The sequence below is a fragment of the Nannocystis punicea genome, from assembly GCF_026965555.1.
GTDB classification, from domain to species: domain Bacteria; phylum Myxococcota_A; class Polyangia; order Nannocystales; family Nannocystaceae; genus Nannocystis; species Nannocystis punicea.
The window spans coordinates 1,636,969-1,653,522 of the sequence record NZ_CP114040.1; the positions used below are offsets into that span (position 1 = coordinate 1,636,969).

The following is a 16,554-nucleotide window of genomic DNA, read 5'->3' on the forward strand; positions in this document are numbered from 1 at the left end:
GCAGTGCGCGAGGAGGCCGGCCGCGGCCGCGCGCGTCGCCGCATTCGTCGATCGCCGTCGGGTGCGACGAACGGGCGAGCGCCGTGCGAGCGAGGCAGGTGTCGTGAAGCGCGGGAATAGAATCAGACGACCTCGAGCGCGCACGGATGCGCCGCGATGGGTCGCGGGCCACAGAGCTGAACAGCCCGGTTCGCTTCCGAGAGGAGCGTGCCGGCGACGTCGAACGACATCATGACCGCCCGTTGCTGGATCGCGCTCGTCGCATTTTCAACGCGACTGCCGTGCGAGCATACGAGGCGCCCACGGCCTCGTGAGGCCTCAGCGGCGGCGGTACAGCCGATAGCGCGTGGTGCCGTGGACGAGCATCGTCACGCCGGCGGCCAGCAGCGCCAGGCCGACGCCGAGGAACGTGCCGCCGACCGTATGTTTGCCGTCGGCCTTCTCGTGCCCGAGGAACATCGTGCCCGCCACCGTGCCCACCGTGCCGAACATCGTCACGAACAGGCCTGAATACAAAAGGCCCGGGCGACCCGGCCGCACGCGGGCGACGTACTCGCCCTCGAGGTCTTTTAAAAAGAAGTCTCGCGACGGCGTCATCCGGTCGCCGCCGAAGTAGAAAGCATTCCCGGCGCTGCCGTCGATCACCCGCCCGCACGGGGCTCGACATACCGACCACGAGGTCCCGTCGCCGCCCTTGCGGCTCATCCGCGCCAACCCGTCACCGATCGGTACGGTGGCCTCGAGCAGGAGTACCCGACCCGGCCGCCCGGTCGACTCGATGAAGATCCGCGGCCGGCTCGGTCCCGGCGGCAGCTCGTCCTTGACGTCGAGGACGACCTCGTGGGTGCCGCTCGCAGGCCCCGGTTCCGGGTCCGCTCGCGCCCGGGTTTCGGCCGCCTTCGCCGGCGCGCCGGAGAAGCTCGTCGACACGACGTCCTGCCAGGCGATCGTGCGCGTGCCCCCGGTGAGGGTGATGGTCACGCCTCGCTCGGGGCGGAACTCGACGATCTTCCCGTGCAGCACGGTGCCGTCGCGCAAGGTCACGGTGTCGTCCGCGCTCAGGCTGGGCGTGGTCGGGGGCGGGGGTGGCCCCTCGACGAGCGGTGGCTCCTGCCCCCATACCCGGACCGGCGCTCCGGTGAGCGCGAGTGCGACGATCGTGGCCGCTGCAACGGTGCGACGCGACATTGGGGCAAGATACGCGGCGGCGGTCGAGCGTGCCACGCGCCGCGATGCTCCGCGCACTCACGCCGCCGCCCGGGAATACTCGCAATGGCGACGACATGGCCCGCTGGGCGAGGCGCCGGGCTCCCGAGAGAGCGAGCTCCGACTGTGCCACCGCTCCCCTTCGCGAGAGGCGCCCATGGTCGCGTTCGAGCGCCCGAACACCACGACCGCCGGTGAACCACGGTCGGCCCCGAAAAAGTTTGGTCCGGCCCGTAGGGTTCGGCGCCGCCGCGGCACTGCAGCAGAGGGGCCGAGGCCCAGATCGAGCGCGAACGACGACGGGAGCGACCTGACATGCAAGCATCGGAGACGCCGATCATCCGCCTCGAGGGCCTCAAGAAGGTGTTTTACACCGACGAGGTCGAGACACACGCGGTCGCCGACGTGCACTGCGAGATCCCGCGCGGGCAGTACGTGTGCATCGCCGGGCCGTCGGGCTCCGGCAAGACCACGCTGCTGTCGCTGATCGGGCTGCTCGACACGCCGACGGCGGGCACCTACTCGCTCGACGGTCGACAGGTGTCGAGCCTGTCGGCGCCGCAGCGCGCCCGCGTGCGCAACGAGCGGATCGGCTTCGTGTTCCAGAGCTTCAACCTGATCGGCGACTTGACCGTCGCCGAGAACATCGAGCTGCCGCTGACCTACCGCGCGATGCCGGCGGCCGAGCGACGCCGGCGGGTCGAGGCCGCGCTCGAGCGGGTCGGCATGTCTCACCGTGCGCGCCACCTGCCGGCGCAGCTGTCGGGCGGCCAGCAGCAGCGCGTCGCAGTCGCCCGTGCGGTCGCCGGCGAGCCGCTCCTGCTGCTCGCGGACGAGCCGACCGGCAACCTCGACTCGAGCAACGGCGACGCGGTGATGGGCCTGCTGCACGAGCTCCACCGGTCCGGCACGACCATCGTGATGGTCACCCACAACCCCGAGTACGCCCGCCAGGCAGAGCGGACCATCCACCTGTTCGACGGCCGTGTCGTCGAGGAGAGCGGCCATGCGCGGCCTGCTTAGAGACGTCCGGTTCGCCCTGCGGATGCTGAGCAAGAGCCCGGGCTACTCGCTCGTGTCGGTCCTCGTGCTGGCGTTCGCGATCGGCGCCAACACGGCGATCTTCAGCGCGGTCAACCTGCTGCTGCTGCGGCCGCTGCCGTACGCCGACCCGGACGAGCTGGTCCTCGTCCACGAGAGCCGGCCCGAGCTCGAGCGGATGACCGTGCCGTACCAGAACTTCCTCGACTACCGGGCGCGCAACACCACGCTCGAGGCGCTCGGGATGACCGGCCTCCACGTCATGAACATGACCGGCGCGGGCGGCGAGGCGGCCCCGGAGAAGCTGCTGCTCGAGATGCAGTCGCACGATTACCTGGCGATGCTGGGGGTCGAGCCGGTGCTCGGGCGCCTGTTCCTGCCCGAGGAGGACCTGCCGCACGGGCCGCGGTCGCTGCTGCTGAGCCACGCGTTCTGGACCCACCGCTTCGGCGCCGACCCGGAGATCGTCGGCCGCGAGCTCACCCTCGACAGCCGCCAGTGGACGGTCGTCGGCGTGCTCCCGGCCGGGCATCGGGCCCACTTCCCGTTCCACGCGGCCATCCCGATCGGCACCCGCGCCGACGAGGCCTCGTTCGCCGACCGCGGGGTCCGCATCGAGGGCACCACCGTCGGCCGCATGAAGCCGGGCACCACCCTGGCGCAGATCCAGGCCGACCTCGACGCGATCGCCGAGGGGTTTCAGCGCGACTACCCCGAGCAGGTCGGCGCGAGCCGGCCGCAGGTGGTGCCGCTCCAGCAGGAGTTGGTCCGCGACTATCGCACGACGCTGCTGCTGCTATTGGGCGCGGTCGGCTGCGTGCTGCTGATCGCGATCGCCAACGTCGCCAACCTGACGCTCGAGCGGGCCATGGCGCGGAGGCGCGAGCTGGGTATCCGCGCCGCGCTGGGCGCCGGCCGCTCGCGGTTGGTCGGCCAGATGCTGGTCGAGAGCGTCCTGCTCGCGCTGGTGGCCGGCGCGCTCGGGCTGCTGGTCGCGGTGTGGGGCGTCGACCTGATCCGCGTCTCCATGCCCTTCGACTTCATCTTCGCGCTGAACGGCGCGGTCGAGATCGACCGGCACGTCCTGGTCTTCACATTGATCGTGGCGCTCGGCACGGGGATCCTGTTCGGCGTGGCGCGAGGAGCTCGCGCAGGTGCTCAAGGACGCCGACCATCACGCCTCGGCCGGCAGCCGGCACCGGCGCGCGCGCGACCTGCTGGTGATCGTCGAGGTCGCGCTGGCGCTGGCGCTGGCGGTCGGTGCGGTGCTGGCGACGCGCAGCCTGAGCGCCATCCAGCGGGTCGATCCCGGGTTCGATCCGGACAACGTGGTGGCGTCCGTCGTCTCGCCGTCGGCGGATCGCTACAGGACGGCCGCCGCAGTCCATCAGTACTGGGCCGAGGCCCAGCGTCGCGTGGCGGCGATCCCGGGGATCGTCGAGGTGTCGCTGTGCTCGGGGCTGCCGGGCTATATCGGCAGCGCGGTCGACACGTTCTACCCGCTCGGCGTCGGTCGCACCGCGGAGAACGCGAGGATGGCGACGGTCCACCGCGTCGACGTCGGCCTCTTCGAGCTGGTCCGGATCCCGCTGCTGGCCGGGCGCACGTTCGGGCCGCAGGATGCGAGCGGGCCGGTGGTCGTCGTCATCGACGAGCGGCTCGCCGACGAGCTGTTCCCCGGGCAGGACCCGGTCGGCAAGCGCCTGCAGGACCGCCTGAGCGGGCAGCCGAGCGTCGAGATCATCGGGGTCGTCGGTCACATCCGTCAGGAAGGGCTCGACGCGCCCGACCGCACGCCGTTCCAGATGTATTATTCGTACCGGCAGATCCCTCCCGACACGCAGGGCTTCGGGATCACGATGCACATGCTCGTCCGCGGGGACGGCGACCCGCTGCCGCTGTCGCCGCAGATCCGCGAGGCGATCGTCTCGGTGGATTCGCAAGATCCCACGTGGGGGACGGAGCCGCTCGTGGCCGGGCTGGAGCGGTCGATGAAGCCGCGCCGGCTGGCGGTGAAGCTGCTGACGATGTCCGCCGGGGTCGCGCTGCTGCTCGCCGCGCTCGGCCTGTACGCGGTGATGGCCAGCGCGGTCGCCCAGCGCACCCGCGAGCTCGGCGTGCGCATGGCGCTCGGAGCCCAGCCGGGCGCGGTGGTGAGGCTGGTGGTCCGTCAGGGAATGACGCTGGTCGGCGTCGGCTTGCTGGTCGGCACGATCGCCGCGCTCGGGTTGACCCGCCTGATGACGCGTCTGCTGACCGACGAGGTCGCCGCCGCCGACCCATGGACGTACGCCGCGGTGGCGCTCGGCCTCGCGGTCGTCGGCCTGCTGGCGACGTTCATCCCGGCGCGCCGGGCCACCCGCATCGACCCATTGGTGGCACTCCGCCACGAATGAGGGCATCCGGGGCGGATGCCCGCGCGGCCCGCCGCGACGAGTAGCGAGGGCCATGACGCTTTTCTCGCATTCGTGGCCGCGAGGATGGATCCGCCGACTGCGGTGTGGCCATTCGCCGGTGAGTCGGCCACGGCGCCGGAGCTCGCTACGAACGGAGCGGTCGGGGGGGGCGAATTCAGTGGATGACGCAGCCCCACTCGCCGTCGCTGCAGGCGTAGCACAGCTGCTGGAAGACGCAGCCGTTGCTGATGTCCCATTGGATGCAGCCGTCGTCCCATTCGCAGGTCGGCGCGGGCAGCAGCTCCGAGTCCGGGGTCTCGTCGGAGCCGGCGAGATCGAGCTGCGGCGCGCCCGGGCGCAGGAGGTGCGAGCGCGCGACCGCGAAATCATCGGCGATCGCCGAGACGTGCTGCACCTGCTCCTCCGGCGTCAGGTCGCGCACCGCCTCGATCTGCTCGATGAGCCACGCCTCGCTGTCGGCGGGCCGGGACGCGACACCGTCGTCGCAGCCGGGCAGCGCCGCCGCACAGGCGAGCACCGGGACGGCCAGCGCGAGGGGACGCAGGAGGGCGGAGAGGGATTGCTTGGCAGTGGCACGAATCATCATGCCGGCAAGGACGCCGCGGGCTCGTTCGAGTCTTCCCGGCCGATCGGGTCGCCGCGGCGTTGCATCCTCACGCAACGCGGATAGCGCTCGCGGGAACTTCCCTGCGGGCGATCGGTGCAGTCCTTCCAGGGGCCGCTGGCGGTGAGCCGTCCACCCACACGCTCGGGGCGCGCAGGAGCGCGGGCGGCCGACGCACGCGCACGCGCGACGGCGTGATTTCGAAAGCGCCTGGCGCCGAGGCACAACCTCTCCTCGTTGCATGCAGCGAGCGGCAAGTCAGAGTTAGCGGACGGTCATCCTCTTGTGCGCCCGGGCGGGGTGACCGAGCTTCCTTTCTTGCTTGGGGCGCCCTACAGACAAAAACATACCGGCGAATGGCACGTCCGCGCCAAACGGCCGTGGTAGGCCCCGGAATGAGGGAATCAGTCATGAACAAGACGATCGAGATCGAGGATCTGCGCGACAACGAGGACAGGCGCGAGCTGAGCGACGAGGCGCTCGAGCTCGTCGTGGGCGGCCAGGCGCCGGCCACCAAGACCAACGAGGGCGGCGGCGACACCGACGATTACGCGTGATCGCGCCGGACGAACCTTTGAATCGACCCCTGAACGAGGAATTACCATGAAGACGATCGAGATCAAGGACATCACCGAGACCGAGGACGGGCGCGAGCTGAACGACAACGAGCTCGAGCTCGTCACGGGCGGGATGCAAAACACCGGGCCCAACACCTCCATCGAGAGCTCCGCGAGCGGCGAGACCGACGACAACTGAGGCGCAGCGGTTCGCCCACGCACCCCATCTTGCATGGGCGACCCGCGAATCGTGGTCGACGCGTCCCGCGAGCGCCTCGCGCGGGCTCGCGGGCGAGGGGAGGGGGAGCGGCGCGACAGGCCGCTCCCCCTCTCCTTCATCTCCGAGGCTCTTTTAAAAAGTAAAGTCATGATCATCATCCTCACCGGGCCGACCGATCCCCACGCCGACGCCGTCATCGAGCGCCTCGAGCGGAGAGGCGCCGAATATCTCCGGTTCGACGAAGCCGATTATCCCAGCCGGGCGAGCCTGTCGTTCCGTTGCTCGTCGGACGGCCGGGTCTCGAACTTCCTTCGCACGCAGGGACGCACCCTCGAGCTCGAGCGCGTCCAGGCGATCTGGAGGCGCCGGCCGGCGCCGCCGGAGGCGGGCCCCGCGGTCCAGGACGCCTCGTGGCGGACCTACGTGGAGCTGGAGTGCGAGGCGATGCTCAACGCCGTGTGGCACTCGCTGCCGTGCCGGTGGCTGCCCGCGCCCACCTCGGTGCTCCGCCGCGCCGATCTCAAGGCGCTGCAGCTGAAGCTCGCGGGCGAGCTCGGGCTCGAGCTGCCGCCGACGCTCATCACCAGCGATCCGGAGGCGTTCCTCGACTTCTACCGGGAGCACAACGGAGATCTGGTGAGCAAGCTCCTCGGCACGGCGATGACCAAGGCGCTCAAGGACTCGCAGCTGGCCCGCTTCACGCAGCGCGTCACCCGGCGGGACGTCGGGTATGCGGACACCATCCGTCATGCGCCGGTGATCTTCCAGGCCTACGTGCCGAAGCGCGTGGAGCTGCGAATCACCGTCGTCGGAGAGCGGGTATTCGCGGCCGAGATCCACTCGCAGAAGGCGAACCGCACGCGCGTGGACTGGCGGCGTTATGACATGACCCACACCCCCCATTACCCGCACACGCTGCCGGACGACGTCCAGCGAGGCTGCCTCGAGCTCGTGCGGCGGCTCGGCCTGCGTTACGGTGCCATCGACATGGTGCTCACCCCCGACGGCCGATACGTGTTCCTCGAGATCAACCCCAACGGCCAGTACCTGTGGATCGAGATGCTCACCGGGTTGCCGATCAGCGACGCGATCTGCGACCTGCTCATGGAACGCGAGGCGCGGGCGGCTGCCTGAGCGCGCAGGAGGACGACGTGAACAGCGAAATCAGCAAGACGACGATCGAGATCCTGGACGAGATGGTCCGGCTCGCCGCAGCGCGGCTCTCGCCGCAGGAGGGCGAACGGCGCCTGCGGGCCGTCGCCCGCGACAACCAGGGCGTCCAGGTGGACGTGCTCTGGGAGCAGGAGGCGATGAACGGCGGCGTCCACTACGACGCGCTCCTCCGCGCGCCCGGCCAGGGCACGGTGTCGATCGGCTATTGCCCCGACCGCGGCGTCCCGTGGGCGTTGCGCGGGGCGTTCCGCTGGAGCGAGAACGAGATGCTCCGCGTCAACGAGAAGCGCATGACGATCGCCGACGTGGTCGCGCTCCTCGACTTCCTGTGGGACACGCCGTATCTCACCGATCGGCTGGTCGAGACCGCACTGGTCGCGGAGGTCCTGGAGCGCGATCCGGCGGCGTTCGAGCCGACGCGCGAGGAGCTGCAGACCGCCGTGGACGGCTTCCGCAAGCGGCGCGGCCTCTTCACCGCCGAGGCGACGATGCGCTGGTTGGAGCAGCACGGCACCACGGTGCAGAGCCTGGAGAAGCTGGTGGACGGCTTCGCGCGCGCGACCAAGCTGCGGGACAGCGTGACCGCGGGGCGAGAGGAGGCGTACTTCGCCGCGCACCGGGCCGAGTTCGACGAGGCGGTGATCGCCCGCATCGTCGTCCCCGGCCGCGAGCGCGCGCTGTCCCTGTGCGCGAGCCTCCGCGCGGGAGAGGTCGATCTGCTCGACGCGGCCGCGATGGCGCTGCGAGCCCCGCAGAGGGCCGATCTGCCGTGGCAGCAGCCGCCTCCGCTGCTCGCACGCGTGCGCCGCGGCGCGCTGCCGGAGGAGCGGGCCGCGGCGATCTTCGGCGCAGCGCCCGGCGCCGTGCTCGATCCGGAGGGCACGTCGGCGGGCTACGAGGTCCTCGTGATCCGGGCGATCGAGCCCGCGACCTTCGACGCCGCGACCCGCCGGGCGGTCCGCGATCGCCTGTTCGAGGCGTGGCTCGCGGAGCGACGCGCCGACTCGAAGATCGAGTGGATCTGGGGTCAGCAGCCGTGAGTGTCACGACCGTCGAAGTCACTGACACGCGAGGTGCAGATCGATCACGGTGCCGGTGGTCGGCCGACCATCGGCGCGGAGCCACGTGAAGTCGGCCTGCTCGATCTCACAGTTCCCGCGGGTGTCACAGCGCGGATCGACGCGGAAGGCGAGGTCGATCGCGGTGAGGCCCCGGGCGGCGACGGGCTCGAGCTCCCACGCAGTCGATCGGCGATCGCCGTCGTGGTCGCTCCAGAGCAGCAGGTCCGGCCACACGGCGTCGCGCGGGGTGATTCGCCCGTCGCCGTCGCCGTCGTGCTCCGCGAGCGCGGCGAAGCCGTCGCGGGCGCGCTCGCCGGTGCGCAGGACGACCGCGCTGCCGAACATCTCGCGCGCGTCGGCGATCGCTCCGTCGCCGTCGCGGTCGAGCACCAGCCACGGGGTCGCGGCGCTCGGCCAGTCGGTGGTCAGGCAGGCCCCCGTGCCGCTGATGTCGAAGGCGTGGCTGCCGGCCCGCGACAGCGCCGGCCGGGCCTCGTCGAACCGGAGCACGAGAGGGGTAAAACACGACTCGGTGTCGTAATCGTCGACCCACTCGGGGAGGCCGTCCCCGTCGAGGACGCACTCCTGGTTGCTCGTCTCCTTGAACGGGATGCACTCGCGCCAGTCGCCGGGCCAGCATGCGATGGTGCGGACGCACGGGCCCCACTGCATCACTTCGTCGATGACGCCGCAGAACTGGACGCCCTCCGCGACCTCGTCGGTCGAGCAGTAGTGCTTCGCCCATTCTTCCTCGCACGCGCCCTGGAGCTCCTCCATCGGCCCTTCGGTGCTGGAGCCGCCGTCGTCGGTGCTCGCGTCGTCGCCGGCGTCGGTGGTGCTGCCGGCGTCGGTGGTGCTGGCTGCGTCCGCGGTGCTGCTGGCGTCCGTGGTGCTGCCCACTTCCGTGTCGCTGTCGACCTCGACATCCTCCGGCCCTCCGCATTGAAGGGCACAGCAGGCGAGAACCAGTGCACGGACGGGGATCCTCATGTTCGGCAGGATAGCGCGAATTTGGGAGATATCTTCGAGTTGATAGCGTCCGATTCCGAGCATGGACGCTCGAAAACGCGCGGGGCGCGTCTCGATCGGCGGCTTGCTGGACCCGGTATTGTGACACCGGACCGTCGATACGTGCCCTGGCGCTCCGTTGCACGAGTGCTGTGATGGAGCGAACTCCGGGGCGACGATCCGACCGCGCGGCCCGGTCGCCGCGCGGGGCTGGACTCCCCGGCGCCTCGCGGCTACCGTCCCGGCGCGAAAACGAACACAGGAGCACGGGCCGTGGCGCTGACCTTCTATTTCCATCCGCTGTCCTCGTACTGTCACAAGGTGCTGCTGGCGCTGTACGAGAACGAGACGCCGTTCGCGGCCCGGATCGTCGATCTCGGCGATGCTGACGAGCGCGCGAGGTACCGCGAGCTCTCGCCGATGCTGAAGATCCCGGCGCTGACGGACGAGGCCGCCGGCCGCACCGTCATCGAGACCAGCATCATCATCGAGTACCTCGACCGGCATCATCCCGGTCCTCGGCCGCTGTTTCCGCGCGAGGAGGCGCAGGCGCTCGAGGCCCGCCTGTGGGACCGCCTGTTCGATGCTTACGTGATGACGCCGATGGCGAAGATCGTCGCCGACCGACTGCGCGGGGAAGGCGAGCGAGATCCTCGCGGCGTCGCCGAGGCGAAGGCGACGCTCGGCCAGGCCTACGACATGATCGAACGGCAGCTCGCGGGCCGGACCTGGGCGATCGGCGAGGCCTTCACCGTGGCCGACTGCGCCGCCGCACCCGCGCTCTTCTACGCCGCGACGCTGGTGCCGTTCGAGACGACGCACCCCAACCTCGCGGCCTACTTCGAGCGGCTGCTCGCGCGCCCGAGCAACCAGCGCGTGCTCGCCGAGGCGCGGCCGTGGTTCCGGTACTACCCCTATCGCGAGGCTCTGCCGGCGCGGTTCCTCGGCGAGGTCGAGGCATAGCCGGCCGCAGCGGCCAGGTGGGCAATAGGCGCAGGAGGTGGCGGAGGTAGCACCTCGCTGCGCTCGGCGGTTCGACCTGGTCGCTCGCGCGGAGGACCGGCGAGACCGTCTTGCGTGGCCTGATGGCCCCGGTATCATCCGCCGATGTTGACATGCCTACGTCGGACGAGCGCGTCGCTCGTCGTCCTCACCCTGTTCTCCGCCAGTTTCCCCGTCCACGCCCAGCCTGTAGAAGCCGCCGCCGCGCCCGCGGAGCAGCCCGCCGATCGCGTCCAGCTGCGTAACGGCGGCATGGTCCAGGGCTCGATCCTCGAGGTCTTACCGAATGACTCGTTGACGATCGTCTCGGCGGCGACCGGCGACCGCAAGACTTTCTCGTGGTCGGAGATCGCCGCCTATGAGCAGGGCGGCCAGCGCGTCGAGCTCGGCGCCGTCGCGTCCCCGGCCCCCGTCGCGCGCGAGGAGCCGGCGCCGCAGGTCTATGGTCCGCGCCTGCATATCGAGACCACCAAGCCCGCCAACGTCCAGCTGTACGAGATCACCGGCGAGATGATCGCCCACGGCGCCAACGTCACCGTCCACGGCATCTCCTATCGCTCCGTGTGCAGCGCCCCGTGTGGCAGCGTCATCGACACGAGCCGCGGCAGCTCGTTCTTCTTCGGCGGCGACGGCCTCACGACCTCGAATCGGTTCAACCTCGCGGACGCGCGGGGCGACGTCACCGCGACCGTCAAGCCTGGCAGGAGGGGCCTGCGGATCGGCGGCATCGTGACGATGAGCGTCGGCATCAGCCTCATGGCCGTCGGCGGCGCGATGATCCTCATCGCCAACAACAACGCCAAGCGCGACGCGATCTTCGACGACAAGCCGCGCGAGGACCCGAAGTACGGGGCGCCGGTCGGGGTGATCGTCGCCGGCGCGGCCGCCCTCGCCGGCGGCATCGCCATGCTCGTCCTCGGCAAGACGCGCTTCAAGCTGAAGACCGGCGGCCTCGGCGTGTTCCGCCCGCTGCGCTTCGGCTGACCTTTGGGTCAGCCAGGGCGCACGACCCCACGGCGGGCGTGGGCGGTGCTCGATCGAGCGCTCGCCCACGCGGCGGGCCGCGATCGCGCCAGGCGACCGTTCCGGTGAGGCGGGCAGACACGCAGCACTCGATGGATGATTTCGCCATGACCTGCGATCCTGTCGCCGGGGCCTCTCAGGATGGCGAGCAGCAAGACGGTACGGGTGCGCGTACAGGTGGAGGCGGGATCGTCCGAAGAGCGTGCCGTCGCGGATTGGCTGCGCGCTTGGCGACGGCGGGGCGTGCAACGTATCGGCAAGACGACGTATCCCTGGCAGGGGGCCCTGATCGCCCAGGACCTGCGCGGCCCCGCGGAAGCGTTCGCCGAGCTGCGCGCCCGCCTCGGCGCCGAGACCTCGGCCAGCATCGAGCCGCTCGTGGCGAGTACGGTCCCTGATGCGGATGAACCGTGAACCCCGTGGAGTGCCCCTGCCGGTGGGCCCTCGGCGCGCGCCCGCCGGCGCCGAGGCGCCGATCACTGGTTTTGCCGCCAGCCGCCGCCCAGCGCCTGATAGATCGAGACGACGGCCTGCATCTGAGCCTTCTTGGCCTCGATGAGATCCATCTCGGCCTCCAGCGAGTCACGCGTCGTCATCAGGACCTCGTTGTAATCCGCCTGCGCCGACTGATAGAGGGCCTTCGACACCTCGATGGCCGCTCGGAGCCTGTCCACCTGATCGGACAATTGCTCATAGCGCTGTCTCATGTTCGAGATCGCCGTCAGCTGGTTGTACACGTCCGTGTACGCCTGCAGGATCGATCGTTCGTAGTCGAAGACCGCCTGGACCTGCCTGGCGTTGGCGGAGCGGTAATCCGCCTTGATCGCCGTGCGGTTCAGCAGCGGAGCGATCAGGCCGCCGGCCACGTTGAAGGCCAGCGACCGCGGGTCGATGAGGTGAGCCAGGTTGAACGACTCGAAGCCGATGCCGGCGTCGAGGCGGAGCGACGGATAGAACCGCGCCTTGGCGCTCTTGGTGTCGAGCTTCGACGCCTCCAGCCGCAGCTCGGCAGCCTTCACGTCGGGGCGGTTCTCCAGCAGATCCGAGGGCAGGCCCGTGGCCACCACGTCGGGCTGCGCGGACATGAAGTTCTGGGAGTTGCGCGCCACGGGCTGCGGGAAGCGCCCGACCAGGAAGTTGATGCGGTTCTCGACGATGATCCGTTGCTGCTCGAGGGAGAACCGCCGGCCCTGGTTCTTGAGCACCTCGGCCTGGAAGCGCTGGACGCCGAGCTCCGTGCCGCGCGCGGCCAGCTTCTTGAGCTTGACGACCTCGAGGGCGTTCTTCTGCAGCTCGATGTTCTTGTCGAGGATCTCGATCTGGAGGTCGAGCGCGACCAGGTCGTAGTACGAGTTGGCGATCTCCGCCACGATCTCGGTGACGAGGAAGTTCCGCTCCTGGATCGTCGCCTCGTAATTGAAGATCGCGGCCTTCCTGGCGTTGCGGAACCTGCTCCAGATGTCGGTCTCCCACGAGGCCACGAAGCCGAAGCGGAAGTCCGCCAGCGGCTTCGGCAAGCTGTGGGCCTCGTGCTCGACTCCCTCGGCGGTGTACCTGCCGGGCTTCTCGAGGCCCGCGCCGACGCCCGCGTCGAGGCGCGGCAGGTAGTCGCCGCGGATCGCCGCGGCGTTGTTCTGGGTGATGATGATCTCCTGCAGCTGGATGTTCAGCTGCTGGTTGTTCTCCATCGCCTCCGCGATCAGGCTCTTGAGGTCGGCGTCGGCGAAGAAGACGTCCCATTGCTTCTGCACCGCGATGCTCGGGCCGGACTCGCCCGTGAGGGCGCCGAAGGAGTCGGGGACGGCGTTGTTCGCGTCCCTGGCCTTGTTGTCCCCCAGAAGGCTGGCGCAGCCGACCGTGAGCGACAGGGCGCAGGCGGCCGCCACGGCGAGGATCGGACTCCGACGCTTACTCACCCGACACCTCCTCCGGGCGACGCGCTCGCGCTTCGGTGGTCGCATGAGGGGTCGCTTCCTGTGGTTCGCCGGCGTCCGGCGCGTGCGTCTTCGCCACCGATCCGGCGTCCTCCAATGTCTCGATGAGGACCGACGCCAGCGACATCTCGGAGAGCGGCAGCGCCGGCGGCGGCGCGGCCTCCTCCGCGGGCGCGCCGATCCGCAGGAACTTCTCGAGCCGCGCGATGTGGCCGAAGATGAAGTAAAGGCCGGGGATGAGGATCACGCCGAACACGGTGCCCATGACCATGCCGCCGAGCGCGGACGAGCCGATGGTGTTGTTGCCGACGGCGCCGGCGCCCTTGGCGACGACCAGCGGATACAGGCCGGCGACGAACGCGAACGAGGTCATCAGAATCGCGCGGAAGCGGGCCTTCGCGCCCGCGACGGCCGCCTCGAACACGGTCGCGCCCTCGCGCCGGGTCTGGACGGCGAACTCGACGATCAGCACCGCGTTCTTGCCGAGCAGACCGACCAGCATGACCAGGCCGACCTGGGCGTAGATGTCGTTCGCCAGGCCCATGACCTGGAGGAACAGGAACGAGCCGAACGCGCCCGCCGGGAGCGAGGTGATCACGGCCAGCGGGAGGACGAAGCTCTCGTACTGGGCCGCCAGCACCAGATACACGAACACCAGCACGATCCCGAAGATGTACACCGCCTCGTTGCCGCGCCGCGCCTCGTCGTACGACAGGCCCTCCCAGGCGATGTCGTAGCCGCGCGGCAAGGTCTTCGCCGCCACCTCCTTGATGGCATTGACGGCGTCGCCGGTCGTGTAGCCGGGGGCGTTGTTGCCGCGGATGGCCGACGAGTTGTACATGTTGTAGCGGGTGATCTCGTTCGGGCCCTGCCGCTTCTTGAGCGTCATGAACGCCGAATAGGGGACCATCTCGCCGGCCTCGTTCTTGACCCACATCTTCAGCACGTCCGGCGGCAGCGCGCGGTACTCGGGCAGCGCCTGGACGTAGACGCGGTAGAAGAAGTTGAAGCGGGTGAAGCCCTGCTCGAAGTTGCTGCCGATCATGAGATCGAGGTTCTCCATGGCCTTGCGGATGGAGACGCCCTTCTGCATCGCCTTCTTGTTGTCGATGACGAGCTCGTACTGCGGGTAGTTGGCGGCGTAGAAGGTGAAGAGGCCGGTCAGCTCGGGCCGCTCGCGCAGCGCCGCCATGAACTCCTGGTTGATGCGATCGAACTCGTAGTAGTCGGTGCTGCCGGTCTTCTCGAGCATACGGAAGGACACGCCGCCGGCCGCGCCGTAGCCGGGGACCGCCGGCGGCTCGAAGAACTCGACGACCGCGCCGATGTCCTTCGCCCGCTCCTCGAGCTCCTTGATGACCTCGGTGACCGACTTGTCGCGCTCGGACCAGTCCTTCAGGTTGATGAGGCAGGTGCCGGCGTTGGAGGCGCGCCCCTCGGTGAGGATCTCGTAGCCGGCGAGGGCGGAGACCGACGAGATCTCGGGGAGCTCCTTGGCGATCTGCTGCAGCTCCCGGGAGACCGCGTTCGTCCGCTCGATCGTGGTGCCCGGCGGGGTCTGGATGATGGCGTAGATGATGCCCTGGTCCTCGTTGGGCACGAAGCCGGCCGGCAGCACCTGGTTGACCTGCATGATGCCGAACACGAACAAGCCGATCGCCAGGATCGTCAGGTAGAACCGCCCCAGGGTCGCCCGAATCAGGCGGACGTAGATCGACGTGACCCAGTTGAACACCCGGTTGAAGCCGCGGATGAACAGGGTGATCGGGTTGCGGGTCCTCCCGTGGTCGTGCACCGGCTTGAGGATCAGGACCGACAGGACCGGCGTGAGCGTCAGCGCGATGAAGCCGGACAGGACGATGGACGAGGCCATCGTGACCGAGAACTGGCGGTAGAACACGCCGACCGGGCCGGGCATGAAGGCCACCGGCACGAACACCGACGTCATCACCAGGGTGATGGCGATGATGGCGCCGCTGATCTCGTTCAGGACCGCCTTCATCGCCTCGTAGATCGACAGGTTCGTCGTCTCCATCTTGGCGTGCACGGCCTCGACGACGACGATGGCGTCGTCGACCACGATGCCGATCGCCAGGACCAGCGCGAACAGCGTGATGAGGTTGATGCTGATGTCCAGCGCCGCCATGAAGATGAACGCGCCGACGAGCGACACGGGCACGGCGAGCGTCGGGATCAGCGTCGAGCGCCAGTCGCCGAGGAACACGAAGACGACCAGGGCCACCAGCACGAACGCCTCGACCAGCGTGTGCGTGACCTGCTCGATGGAGGCGTCGACGAACCGCGAGACGTCGTAGCTGATCGCGTAGTCCATCCCTGGTGGGAAGGTGGTCGCCTTGATCTCGTCGAGCGTCGACTTGACGTTCTCGATGACCTCCTGCGCGTTGCTCCCGAGCGTCTGCTTGAGCACGATGGCCGCCGAGGGGTTGCCGTCGAGGTTGGAGTAGATGTTGAAGAACTCGCTGCCCAGCTCGACCTTGGCGATGTCCTTCAGGCGCAGGATGTGGCCGTCCGGCGTGGCCCGGATGATGATGTCCTCGTACTGCTCGGGCTTGTTGTAGCGGCCCTCCCACACGAGCACGTACTCGAGCGACTGGGCCGTCTTGCCGGTGGCCTGGCCGACGCGGCCGGGGCGGCCGATGATGCTCTGGTCGGCCATCGCGTCCTGCACCTCCTCGGGCGAGACGTTGTAGGCCCGCATCCGGTCCGGGTTCAGCCAGATGCGCATGGCGTACTGCCGGCTGCCGAGGATTCGCGCCTGGCCGATGCCCTTGACGCGCATGATCTCCGGCAGGACGTTGACGTTGGCGAAGTTGAACAGGAACTTCTCGTCCGCCCCCTCGGCGGTGCTGTACACGTTGACGTACATCAACATGCTCGGCATGACGCGCATCAGGATGACGCCCTCGAGCTGCACCAGCTTCGGCAGCTGCGGCATCACCTGGTCGATCCTGGTCTTGACGTTGATGATCGCCTGGTTGGGGTCGGTGCCGAGGTCGAAGATGACCTGGATCGTCGCCTCACCGGCGCTGGTCGCGTCGGTGATCATGTAGCGCATCCCCTGTACGCCGTTGATGGCGCGCTCCAGCGGGATGAGCGTCGACTGGATCAGGACGTCGGCGCTGGCGCCCGGGTACGCGACCGTGATCTGGACCTGCGGCGGCGCGATCTCGGGGAACTGAGAGACCGGGCGCGTGCCGATCGACAGCAGGCCGAGGAGGACGATCAGGACCGAGATGACGATTGCGAGGACCGGGCGGCGGAGAATCTGTGCGAACATGTCGGCCTCC

14 protein-coding genes and 1 pseudogene are annotated in these 16,554 nt (G+C 69.3%); 10 read left to right on the forward strand and 5 right to left on the reverse strand.

Annotated features, from left to right (window positions below; all coding sequences use genetic code 11):
- Positions 1–318 precede the first annotated feature (318 nt).
- The gene (locus O0S08_RS06365; protein ID WP_269038113.1) at positions 319–1,188 is read right to left on the reverse strand and encodes a hypothetical protein; all 870 of its coding nucleotides are present in this window, start codon (positions 1,186–1,188) and stop codon (positions 319–321) included.
- Between the two features lie 333 nt (positions 1,189–1,521).
- Between O0S08_RS06365 and O0S08_RS06370 the strand changes: the two genes are divergently transcribed.
- The 3 genes and pseudogenes from O0S08_RS06370 to O0S08_RS06380 all read left to right on the forward strand — a co-directional run bounded on the left by O0S08_RS06370 (position 1,522) and on the right by O0S08_RS06380 (position 4,643).
- Complete coding sequence (locus tag O0S08_RS06370; RefSeq protein WP_269038114.1) at positions 1,522–2,229, forward strand: ABC transporter ATP-binding protein; 708 nt, start codon at positions 1,522–1,524, stop codon at positions 2,227–2,229.
- 22 nt (positions 2,230–2,251) lie between these two features.
- Positions 2,252–3,313: pseudogene (locus tag O0S08_RS51215) on the forward strand (ABC transporter permease); the annotation flags it as partial.
- An 88-nt stretch (positions 3,314–3,401) separates the two neighbouring features.
- Positions 3,402–4,643, forward strand: a complete 1,242-nt coding sequence (locus O0S08_RS06380; RefSeq protein WP_269038116.1) for an FtsX-like permease family protein — start codon at positions 3,402–3,404, stop codon at positions 4,641–4,643.
- 175 nt (positions 4,644–4,818) lie between these two features.
- Here the strand turns inward: O0S08_RS06380 and O0S08_RS06385 are convergent, their stop codons facing one another.
- Complete coding sequence (locus O0S08_RS06385; RefSeq protein WP_269038117.1) at positions 4,819–5,250, reverse strand: hypothetical protein; 432 nt, start codon at positions 5,248–5,250, stop codon at positions 4,819–4,821.
- Between the two features lie 428 nt (positions 5,251–5,678).
- Between O0S08_RS06385 and O0S08_RS06390 the strand changes: the two genes are divergently transcribed.
- Genes O0S08_RS06390 through O0S08_RS06405 form a run of 4 tightly spaced genes read left to right on the forward strand, consistent with a single transcriptional unit; the run spans position 5,679 to position 8,258 of the window.
- Positions 5,679–5,825: a hypothetical protein gene (locus O0S08_RS06390; RefSeq protein ID WP_269038118.1), complete on the forward strand. Its 147-nt coding sequence runs from the start codon at positions 5,679–5,681 to the stop codon at positions 5,823–5,825.
- A 46-nt stretch (positions 5,826–5,871) separates the two neighbouring features.
- On the forward strand, positions 5,872–6,024 hold the full coding sequence (locus O0S08_RS06395) for a hypothetical protein (protein WP_269038119.1): 153 nt from the start codon (positions 5,872–5,874) through the stop codon (positions 6,022–6,024).
- 51 nt (positions 6,025–6,075) lie between these two features.
- Entirely contained in the window at positions 6,076–7,179 is a 1,104-nt protein-coding gene (locus O0S08_RS06400) for an MvdC/MvdD family ATP grasp protein (RefSeq protein ID WP_269038120.1), read from the forward strand.
- Between the two features lie 17 nt (positions 7,180–7,196).
- Positions 7,197–8,258 carry a TIGR04500 family putative peptide maturation system protein gene (locus tag O0S08_RS06405; RefSeq protein ID WP_269038121.1) on the forward strand — a complete coding sequence of 354 codons (1,062 nt, stop codon included), beginning with the start codon at positions 7,197–7,199 and terminating at the stop codon, positions 8,256–8,258.
- 18 nt (positions 8,259–8,276) lie between these two features.
- Here O0S08_RS06405 and O0S08_RS06410 read toward each other — a convergent pair whose 3' ends face one another.
- A complete protein-coding gene (locus tag O0S08_RS06410; protein WP_269038122.1) occupies positions 8,277–9,269 on the reverse strand; it encodes an SPM autocatalytic domain-containing protein in 993 nt (330 codons plus the stop codon).
- Between the two features lie 291 nt (positions 9,270–9,560).
- Between O0S08_RS06410 and O0S08_RS06415 the strand changes: the two genes are divergently transcribed.
- The 3 genes from O0S08_RS06415 to O0S08_RS06425 all read left to right on the forward strand — a co-directional run bounded on the left by O0S08_RS06415 (position 9,561) and on the right by O0S08_RS06425 (position 11,726).
- Positions 9,561–10,250, forward strand: a complete 690-nt coding sequence (locus O0S08_RS06415) for a glutathione S-transferase family protein (protein WP_269038123.1) — start codon at positions 9,561–9,563, stop codon at positions 10,248–10,250.
- A gap of 144 nt (positions 10,251–10,394) precedes the next feature.
- Complete coding sequence (locus O0S08_RS06420; protein WP_269038124.1) at positions 10,395–11,273, forward strand: hypothetical protein; 879 nt, start codon at positions 10,395–10,397, stop codon at positions 11,271–11,273.
- A 180-nt stretch (positions 11,274–11,453) separates the two neighbouring features.
- On the forward strand, positions 11,454–11,726 hold the full coding sequence (locus O0S08_RS06425; RefSeq protein ID WP_269038125.1) for a hypothetical protein: 273 nt from the start codon (positions 11,454–11,456) through the stop codon (positions 11,724–11,726).
- A gap of 62 nt (positions 11,727–11,788) precedes the next feature.
- Here the strand turns inward: O0S08_RS06425 and O0S08_RS06430 are convergent, their stop codons facing one another.
- The gene (locus O0S08_RS06430; RefSeq protein WP_269038126.1) at positions 11,789–13,228 is read right to left on the reverse strand and encodes a TolC family protein; all 1,440 of its coding nucleotides are present in this window, start codon (positions 13,226–13,228) and stop codon (positions 11,789–11,791) included.
- A complete protein-coding gene (locus tag O0S08_RS06435) occupies positions 13,221–16,544 on the reverse strand; it encodes an efflux RND transporter permease subunit (RefSeq protein ID WP_269038127.1) in 3,324 nt (1,107 codons plus the stop codon). Before O0S08_RS06435 ends, O0S08_RS06430 begins: the two co-directional genes overlap by 8 nt.
- Positions 16,545–16,554 lie beyond the last annotated feature (10 nt).

Coding starts and splice junctions, on each gene's coding strand:
- O0S08_RS06425 (WP_269038125.1), top strand. CDS start 11,454: ATGGCGAGCAGCAAGACGGTACGGGTGCGCGTACAGGTGGAGGCGGGA.
- O0S08_RS06435 (WP_269038127.1), bottom strand. CDS start 16,544: ATGTTCGCACAGATTCTCCGCCGCCCGGTCCTCGCAATCGTCATCTCG.
- O0S08_RS06365 (WP_269038113.1), bottom strand. CDS start 1,188: ATGTCGCGTCGCACCGTTGCAGCGGCCACGATCGTCGCACTCGCGCTC.
- O0S08_RS06385 (WP_269038117.1), bottom strand. CDS start 5,250: ATGATGATTCGTGCCACTGCCAAGCAATCCCTCTCCGCCCTCCTGCGT.
- O0S08_RS06390 (WP_269038118.1), top strand. CDS start 5,679: ATGAACAAGACGATCGAGATCGAGGATCTGCGCGACAACGAGGACAGG.
- O0S08_RS06395 (WP_269038119.1), top strand. CDS start 5,872: ATGAAGACGATCGAGATCAAGGACATCACCGAGACCGAGGACGGGCGC.
- O0S08_RS06410 (WP_269038122.1), bottom strand. CDS start 9,269: ATGAGGATCCCCGTCCGTGCACTGGTTCTCGCCTGCTGTGCCCTTCAA.
- O0S08_RS06370 (WP_269038114.1), top strand. CDS start 1,522: ATGCAAGCATCGGAGACGCCGATCATCCGCCTCGAGGGCCTCAAGAAG.
- O0S08_RS06420 (WP_269038124.1), top strand. CDS start 10,395: ATGTTGACATGCCTACGTCGGACGAGCGCGTCGCTCGTCGTCCTCACC.